Source organism: Streptomyces sp. NPDC041796, assembly GCF_055590785.1.
On the sequence record NZ_JBVJAH010000059.1, the window covers coordinates 1 to 7,002 of the forward strand.

Sequence of the window (7,002 nt, forward strand, 5' to 3'; positions counted from 1 at the left end):
AGACGCTCCAACCCCCGCGTCATCAAACGCAAAATGACCAACTGGCACCTCAAACACCCCCACCACCGCAACCCACCCCCACCACCAGCTCGCACCGTCACCCTGGTCCCACCCACCAAACCAACCAGCAAACGCCAGAAAACAGCCTGCATCACCGGTATTGGGTCTAGGGCCATCACCGCTCCGGGCTATCAGGCGGGGAGGTGGTACTGGTTGGTCCGTGCACTCGTTGGTGTGCCAGTGCCCACCAGATCTCTGCCAGATCGGCCGGATCTCGAAGGCTGGTCCCTGACAGTCCCTCGAACCGCTTCAAGCGGTTGCGCAGGGTGTTGGGGTGTATGAACAAGCTCCTTGCCGTGGCTTCCAGCCGCAGGCCGTGTTCGAGGAAGGCAGCTACGGCTTCCTCTATCTGGGCGCCCTCTTCCCCGCGCCTACGCAGCGGGGCGAGGCGTTGCTGCGCTAGGCGCTTGCCCAGCTCCGGTCTCTGAACGACGGCGGTGCGCAGCCCGAGCTCGTCCCCCGTGTGCACACCGGTCAGCCCGAACGACGCCGCCACCCGCAGCGCCAGGGAGGCGGAAGGGAACTCGTCGGCGAGGTCGCACGGGGAGACCGCGGCGCCCAGGCCGACCACGAGTTCGCGTAGCAGCGCGGGAGGGCGCGCGGCCAGCAGTCCGGCCACATCGCCGTCGACCGTCGTCACCATCAGGCCTCCACCGGGGCCCGCCGCTATCCACGGCCGTAACAATCGGACCACGCGGTCGGTGTCGGTGGAGCCGCAGGCCGCGCGGGCGCGAAACGGCAACCCGGCGGCTGTGGAGCCGGACGCCCAGCCCCGAACGGCCGCCGAGCCCGCCGGCACGAGCAGCAGCATGCGTACGTACTCCTCCAGCCGTGGCCCCGGGGGCCGGCGTGCGTCCGCAGGCCGGGCACCCTCCGCCGCAGCCCGGCGCTGGACGATCCGTACCGTCATATCCGCAGCACAGGACCACACATGTTCGCCGACGGTCAGCAGCTCCTGGGGACACGCCCCGCGTGCGGTCATCTCCCGGCTGAATCGTGACCACACGACGTCGACGCCGATCTGGTACGCCCGGATGACGTCGTCCACCGGGAGAGTGTCGCCGATCGTGCCGGGTGCGCCAGCTCGCGAAACGCCGCCCGCTCTGCGCTCGGGACGCACCGCACTGGCGTCCTTGGTGCACTGGCGCCCGTACAGGCGGTGCACCACGGCCAGACTCCGGTCCACCGCCCGAGCCACCCGCAGGGTGAGCAGATCGGGCGGCACGCGCGCGTACGACGGCAACTCCGCCCGCAGACGGTCCGTCACCTCCTCCACCAGCGGTGCCAAGTCCGCCCTCAGCGCAGCGACCGCCGCCGGAACCGTTGTGGAAACCTCCATCACACTCCTCATCGCTCGATGACTTCCTCCATGGTGCGCAAGCGTGACGATCGTCATGCTAGGCATGATCCCGTCTTCGCCCCCTGCCCGAGCCGGCCTGGGAGCGGAACGGCTTGAGGTGCCGAGCAGCGGTGCCCACCCCCCACCACGCAAAGGACTTCCATGGCCGTTTCCTGGCGACGCGCGGCGCTGCCCGCCGCTGTCCTCGGCATACTCGTGCCCCTCGGTTTCGGTGCCCAGGCCCTGCTCTTCGGGGCCTCGGGCGACGGACCGGGGGCGGACACCGCGGCGGCCCGGCCCAGCAGCGGCGCTTCCGAACCCGCCTTCGCGGGGGCGGACAGAGACCACGGCGACGCCGTTGTCGCACAGCCCACCGTGAATCCCGACCAGAAAGTGCACACCTCCTCCGTACGGATCGCGTCGTACGAACCGCAGCACCGGCGCGCGGTGCTGAAAACCTCCGGGAAGGACGCTGTGCGCGCCGGTGACGTCGTTGCCGCCGCGCCCAACCGGTCGGCTCCGACCGGTGCGCTGTTCAAGGTCACAGAGGTGACCGGCTCCTCCGACAGCCGGGTCAGCGTGAACACCGCGCCTGCGACCCTGCCCGAACTCCTCGGCAACCGCACGGTGAAGCAACGCGCTGCGGTCTCTCCCCGCCAGCTGCGGGTCAAGCCCCTGTCGTCCGGGGTCACCGTGACGACGGGCCCGGCCGCAACCGCGCCGAGCGCGTCCCCCAGCAGCTCGGCTCCCGGCACTCCAGCCACCGAGACACTCACCCCACCCCCGACCGTACCGCATACCTCCACGTCAGCCTCTCCGCCCACGTCCGCGACGCCGCAAGACACCGCAGGTGTCAAGGAGATGCCCGTCGGCACCTCCACCGAGGCCCCCACCGGGACGTCCACCGAGGCGCAGCGCCTCCCGGCCGACCCGTCGGCACAGCAGACGGCCGGTTCCGGCCTCCCCAGGGATGCTGCGAAATCGCTCCCCACCCTCCGGCTGGCTCTCGACGTGCCGTTGCCCGCCGGGGTTGAGGCAACCGACCGCTCCCCGGCGCGGCTGGCCGGTGAAGTGCGCTTCACTCCTGAGGTGTTCTTCCAGTACGAGAGGCGGGGCGGAATGTCCGTCCTGCCGGAACGGGCAGCCATCGGGCTCGGTGGCTCCTATGGATACGACTGGCAAGTGCATGGCAAGATAACCCGTGCTGTCGACTCGGGGGAGATCGCTACTCCCCTGGCGTCTGTCACTGGTCAGCACACCTTCTGGATTGGCCCGGTGCCTGTGGTTGTCAACACCGAAGTGGTTTTCGTCCACCGCTTCACCGCCGACGGCCGCATTGTCCTGGACGCCGAACAGCGCACGGCCGGTTCATTCGACATCGGTGCCAAGTACGACCGTACGCAGGGCTGGCAAGCGGTCCGGCACGCCGAGCAGCGCACCGAGGGCGGTATGCCCCGGGTGGAGGGTGCGGCCGCGGCGAAGGCCACCGTCGGTGCCCGCGCCACTGTCGCGCTGTACGACGCGGCAGGCGTCGGCGGCGAGCTCTTCGTACACCTGCGAGGCCGCGCGTCTGCGGCGACGGACGGGCCGCCGGCCTGGGAGCTGGTAGCCGGATACGATCTCAAGACCGAACTTACGCTCCAGCTGAAGATCTTCGGAATCAGGATCGTGGACCTGCGTACCACCCCCTACGCGCTGCGCGGCGAGCAGCGGCTCTTCGGCCAGGGAACTCTGCCCCCCGTGTGAGCCCGCAGGCGAGCGCGGTGCTGGCCGGGCTCGACCCATACAGTGGGGGCCCGGCCGGCCATGGGCCGTGCGGGGCGGCAGGGCCGGTGCCGGCCCAATCATCCCTCCCGGGTCGGCCTTACGCCGGCGAACCAGGAGTACTCCTTACGAGGACGGCGGCGACCAGCGCTGTCTCGGCAGTGGTCACGACCGCGCCCCGATGGTCCCCTGGTGCCCCCTCCGGTCCGTCCGCCGGCCGCGGGTGTGGCTGGGTGGTGGGGTGGGCAGCGGGTGGGGGCCAGCAGGATCGCGGTACAGGCGTGCTGGTAGCGGTGTGGAGTGGGGACTTTGGTAGGCATTGAAATCCTCTGCCTGCACTTCGACAGCTGTGGCGTCGAAGCCCGTCGACGGCGACGAGGGCCGTGGTGTGTGCTTGGTGGCCGGGGACAGCACCCTCGGCACCACGGCTTCGGCGGCCCGGTGGGAGCCGGTGGTTCGGTGAACAGCGAGTCGGCGGTGGCCGGCTCGGCGTCCGTTGGGATGCGTGAGGAGTGTCGGTGCACCAGGGCGGCGGCGTTGTCATGGGACGCTGGCACCGCTCCGCACGGGTCCACGTCACCGGGATTGTGACCGCTCAAGGCGGTCTTGGGGACGCGCCGTGCGAATCCTGGTGCGGGAGGCCCGGTGGATGTCAGCACGTTCTACGCACTCTTCTCAGCCACCTGTTTCACGCTGGTCGGCCTCTGGTGGAACGTGGTGCAGGGGCACCGGGACTGGCTACGCGATCCGGCGCTGCGCCGGATCGTCGGTGGTATCTATCTCTCGTTCCTGCTCCCCGCACTCATGGGCCTGTTTGCGCAGGTCGGCGGCACCGAGACCCCGGAGATCTGGCGGTTCAGCTTCGTGGTGCTCGCCGTGATCGGCTGTGTGCCGATACTACGACTGACCGGGCGCAGCCGCCGGGACGGCTCGTCCGCGTTCCTGACCCTGGCGCAGGCGGTGGCGGCCCTGTTTTACGCCTTGATCGCCGTGGTGGGCGTACGGCCTGAACTTGCCGACGTCGCCGGCCTGAAGCCGATCCAGGCCGAGGCGGTTCTGCTGATCCTGCTGGTCGCCCTGGGCCACGGGCTGGTCTGGAGGTTCATGGCAGGCGAAGGCCGGCCCGCCGACGCGGATTGACCTCGCCGTTTCGGTGATGAGACGCCGATGACCGTCGGCTGTGGTCGGGCGGGGCGTTTTCGCTGCCTCCCTGAGCAGCTCTGCCCATGGGGTCCAGAAGAGAGGCCCGGCAAGGAAGGTGGTGAGCCACAGCCCCCCAGGCGTTCAGCATGGTCCGGTGCGCCGCGTCAGCGGCCCGCTGCAGCAGGCTCAAGTCCGTCGTGCCGAGGACGTCGGCGGAAGCAGCGCCGATCGACGCGGCGACGTCGACCAAGGCGCCGTCGTCCCTCGACGGGCTGCGCAAGCAGCGTGGTGAGCTGAGTAAGACGAAGCTCGTGGCGGGCGGATCCGATCCTCACAGCGAAGGCGAACTCGTCCCCTCCGAGCCGGCCGACCGCCCCGCGGCTGCCCGCCCAGGCCGTGAGCCGCTGCGCGGTGGCAGCCAGGACGCGGTCGCCGGCGGCGTGTCCGCCGGGTCCGTCATTGAGCATTCTCAGAGAGGCCGCCGATCGGGTGACGTGTGGGTGGCTGTGAAACGGGCGGAGCCCCAGGCTGTTGAGCAAGGTGTCTAAGCTCAACTCTTCAGCCTTGGGGCTCCGTTGGTTGAACCGTTCCGACTTTCCTGCCGGTGTTTTGTTGGTCGGTGATCAGTCGGCCACAGCTTGTGTGTCAGCGTAGTGTGCTGCCTCGTACTCGGTGGGGCTGATCATGCCCAGAGTGGAGTGCAGACGGCGGTTGTTGTACCAGTCCACCCACGCGGCGGTGGCGTACTCGACATCGGAGACCGCCTTCATCTGGTCGACGAAGGCGACGATCAGCGGTTTCGGGGGTCGAGCTCCCCCGCGAAGAAAATCGTCGCTGACTTCAGCACCTCATTGACCTCGCGCAGCCGCTTGCTCTCCGCCCGCAGCCTGCGCAGTTCCTCGCGTTCGTCGCTGGTCACACCCGCAGTGACGCACGCGTCGATCTCGTGCTGGGCCACCCAGCGCCGCACGGACTCACGCGAGACACCGAGCGATTCGGCGACCTGGACATGGACAGCACGCTCGGTGGAGTACTCCGAGCGGTGCTGGGTCATCAGACGCACAGCCTGGCTCCGAAGCGCGGGGTCAATCTTCTTGGGCACGTGCCCATCCTCTCGGATGGCTCACAACGGAGCGGCAGAGAAGTCGGAACGGTTCACCCGCGCTGAGGGTAGGGACTATTGAGCTGGTTGGTTAGGGGTGTCCGGTGGTGGTGATGGTGTGGTAGTCGTTGCGGCCGTAGAGGTCGTTGGTGCCGTCGGTGCCGCGTTGGATTTCCCCCCAGGGGTTGTACCAGGTGGCCTGGAAGGCGGGGGTCTTGGTCTGGGTGGTGGCGAGCATATTGACGGGGATGGAGGTGACCAGGCCGTCGCCGGCGTTCATGGTGCCGGGTGTGATGCTGGTGGGCTGGCAGTGGACTTCAGTGGGGGTAGCGACATAGCAGGTGCCCACCCGGGTACCGTCACTGGCCTTGTTCAGGTTCCACTGCGCGTTATAGATGGCCTCGCCCATGCCGGTACCGGCACCCGCACCGGCGCCCAGGACGGTGTTATGCAGGAAGGTGGATCCGTTTAGGGCGTAGATCTTCAGCTGCATACCAGGGCTGTAGGTGCACGGCGTGGTGTCAGGGACGGGCAGGAGGCTGGGAGTGGGGTTGCACGTCCACTTCACCACGTTGGAGAACTTGTGCCCGGCAGGAAGGCTAGAGGCGCTGCCGAGGGGGAAGCCCCAGTCACCGCTCGACGGCAACGGCTCCACCACCACCGTCACACTCCCACTCGAAACCGGGTCCCCCGCACCCAACAGCGCAGCGGACTGCGGATACGTCGTCGTCTCCGCTGGCGACGGCGCCACCATCACAAACTCAACAAAGCCCTCACCGCGCGTGGTGTCAAGAGTGTCGAGTGCGGCGTAGCCGCTGCCTGCAGTGCTGTACGGGTAGCCTGCGTTCCCTGGGCCGCAGCTGGGTGCTGTGATGGGGGTGTCGGCGGCGTGGGTTCCTCCGTCGAAGGTGCTGCCATCAAGGGGAACGTCCACCAAGGTCATGTAGTTGTCTGTGGCTCCGGCGCTGTAGAAGTCACACGTCATTAGGTTGATATAGCGCGTCATGCCCATCGCCAGCGTGCCGCTGCTATCTGTGGTGGGCTGCCCGAAGAGACCGTTGGTGGGACTGATAGCGAGGTTACCAGCCGACCAGATCGACGAGTCGACTGCGGTGCCACCCTGGCCGGCATCGGTACTGCACACCTGTTCTGCGCCAGGCGCAGCGGGATCCGTAGTGGCAGGGCTCAGACAGGTTCTGGTGCTGTTGGGCACGAGCGTAAAACCAGACGGAATTGTCGTAGTCAGCGACGTGCTAGAAATAGCATCCGTGGTGTCGTTGTTGTACCAAAGCCTGACCAATACCTGCTGACCCGGTGCAGCCGTCACATTCGGCGACCACGAGGCGCCACCGAGTACAAAAGCGTCTGCGAAGGAGCCGCATACGCCGGAGAAGCTCCCAACACAGCAGCGCAGAGTGCACCAACAGACAGCGTCATCGCAGCGGTTAAGCGCAATGACGAACGCCCTTTTTGGAAAGCCATTTTCGATACTTCCTTAGTGAGCCTCTTTCATCCTGTGCTGAAGGGTGAAATGGGCTGGTCAGCAGGTGTGGTGACGAGGCAGGGCCCCTCGTCGTTGGCGTGGTGATTCCAC

General features: G+C 67.7%; 7 protein-coding genes. 2 read left to right on the plus strand and 5 right to left on the minus strand.

From position 1 onward, the window contains the following. Positions 1-175 precede the first annotated feature (175 nt). On the minus strand, positions 176-1,399 hold the full coding sequence (locus ACZ6C1_RS38215; protein ID WP_469247653.1) for a PucR family transcriptional regulator: 1,224 nt from the start codon (positions 1,397-1,399) through the stop codon (positions 176-178). A 162-nt stretch (positions 1,400-1,561) separates the two neighbouring features. Here ACZ6C1_RS38215 and ACZ6C1_RS38220 point away from each other — a divergent pair, with 162 nt between their 5' ends. Further along, positions 1,562-3,145, plus strand: a complete 1,584-nt coding sequence (locus tag ACZ6C1_RS38220) for a hypothetical protein (RefSeq protein WP_469247654.1) — start codon at positions 1,562-1,564, stop codon at positions 3,143-3,145. 663 nt (positions 3,146-3,808) lie between these two features. Beyond that, positions 3,809-4,303, plus strand: coding sequence for a hypothetical protein (locus tag ACZ6C1_RS38225; protein WP_469247655.1), 495 nt, complete (start codon positions 3,809-3,811; stop codon positions 4,301-4,303). Between the two features lie 167 nt (positions 4,304-4,470). Here ACZ6C1_RS38225 and ACZ6C1_RS38230 read toward each other — a convergent pair whose 3' ends face one another. The 4 genes from ACZ6C1_RS38230 to ACZ6C1_RS38245 form a co-directional block, all read right to left on the minus strand. Next, on the minus strand, positions 4,471-4,773 hold the full coding sequence (locus tag ACZ6C1_RS38230) for a diguanylate cyclase domain-containing protein (RefSeq protein ID WP_469247658.1): 303 nt from the start codon (positions 4,771-4,773) through the stop codon (positions 4,471-4,473). A gap of 156 nt (positions 4,774-4,929) precedes the next feature. Beyond that, positions 4,930-5,100: an integrase core domain-containing protein gene (locus tag ACZ6C1_RS38235; protein ID WP_469247659.1), complete on the minus strand. Its 171-nt coding sequence runs from the start codon at positions 5,098-5,100 to the stop codon at positions 4,930-4,932. Beyond that, positions 5,097-5,408, minus strand: a complete 312-nt coding sequence (locus tag ACZ6C1_RS38240) for a transposase (protein ID WP_469247656.1) — start codon at positions 5,406-5,408, stop codon at positions 5,097-5,099. Before ACZ6C1_RS38240 ends, ACZ6C1_RS38235 begins: the two co-directional genes overlap by 4 nt. Before the next feature lie 91 nt (positions 5,409-5,499). Continuing rightward, positions 5,500-6,735, minus strand: coding sequence for a hypothetical protein (locus tag ACZ6C1_RS38245; protein ID WP_469247657.1), 1,236 nt, complete (start codon positions 6,733-6,735; stop codon positions 5,500-5,502). Between the last annotated feature and the right edge of the window lie 267 nt (positions 6,736-7,002).